Source organism: Undibacterium umbellatum (assembly GCF_014284125.1).
Taxonomy (GTDB): domain Bacteria; phylum Pseudomonadota; class Gammaproteobacteria; order Burkholderiales; family Burkholderiaceae_D; genus Undibacterium; species Undibacterium umbellatum.
In genome coordinates, this window is the sequence record NZ_JACOFX010000051.1 from 1 (window position 1) to 1,566 (window position 1,566).

General features: G+C 52.7%; 1 protein-coding gene. It reads left to right on the forward strand.

The genetic code is table 11. The features are described from left to right. Positions 1-1,566, forward strand: a 1,566-nt coding sequence (locus H8L47_RS29085; RefSeq protein WP_222616729.1) for a beta strand repeat-containing protein, incomplete at both ends; no start/stop codon positions are given.

The window sequence follows — 1,566 nt, forward strand, 5'->3', positions numbered from 1 at the left end:
CCACACTGGCATCCATCGTCAACGGTGGTGGTGTTAAAGACTTCACACTGACAAGCAACACAGACGTAGCTACAGCAGAAAACTTCACAGCTGGCCTGGTCTACACACCAAACGGTGGTTCCCGTGTCAATGCCCTGCAAGACGAAGACGTACTCACAGGCTCCAACACATCTGCGACTGCCAACAACAAACTGACAGCCACAGTAGGTAACGCCAACGACAACGGCGCACCAATCATCACCCCAACGTTGAAAAACATCCAGACAGCCACGTTCTCCTTCACAGGCTCTGCTGATGCGAATAACATCAACAACAACGCCGTTGTTGCGATCGACTTGCAAGATGGTACAGGCTTGAAAAACATCGCCATCAACCGCGTTGCTTCCACAGCAGGTACTAACACAGCCCGTATTGAAAACATCAAACAAGCTGTAGAAACACTGTCCCTGAGCAACACCAACGCCAACAATGCTGGCGTGGTTGAATTCTCCTTCGGCAATGGCACATTGCTGGGCGCGAACACAGCGACACTGAACCTGTCCGACGTCCAAGTTGGTACAGTCAACATTGGTCAAAACGTTTCCGGCACATCCGCTGCAGGCGTTGCTAACCAAGGTTACGAAACACTGACCATCAACAGCACAGGCAACACCAACAACATCGGCACGTTGAACCTGCCAATGGACACAGGTACAGCAGGCAAAGTTGTCATCACTGGCGACACCAACCTGACACTGGCCCAGACATCCAATGTTGTCAATGGCGTATCCGCTATTGAATCCACCAACTTCTCCGGTGGTATCCTCCAAGCTGCAGGCCGTCTGTCTGCCATTGATGCATCCGCATTCAAAGGCAACCTGACAATCAACCTGGGCAATGGCATCTTCACAACAGGCAAAGCTGACACATCCGGTCAAGTACAAAATGTCACAGTTACTGGCGGTACTGGTGCTGACACATTCTACCTGGCAGACACCATCGAAACAGGTGACAGCCTGACAGGCGGCGACGGCACAGATACCCTGATCATCGTCAACGGCGGTAACGTCACAGCCGGTGCAGCTGGTTCCTCCATCATCACTAAAGTAGAAGCCCTGCAAGTGTTGATGAACAATGCAGCCTCCGTAGTTGACTTCGCCAAACTGCCAGACGTGACAGGCGTGACAGTACGTAACGTCTCCAACACCAACGTAGCAGCACCAGCGAATTCTGCACCGCAAGCTGGTACCTCCACGTTCACACTGAACAACCTGACAGTTGGCCAAGCAGCAGCCATCAGCATCAAGCACAGCGACACAGGTTCCAACGCTATTGGTCAATCCACCATCAACGCCAACCTGGCAACAGCCACTGGTGCATCCGACACAGTTGCAGTGACGATTGCTGAAGGTTCCAATACAGACCCACGTTTCAACTTCGTTCTGAACACCAACGCTGTTGAAAACATCACCCTGGTCGATGCTGACACAGAATCCAACACAGTTGCTCTGGCCAACGTTGGCGCCCACACAGGCACCATCACCATCGGTACAGCAGCAGGTGCTGGCGCAGCAGGCGGCTTCATCA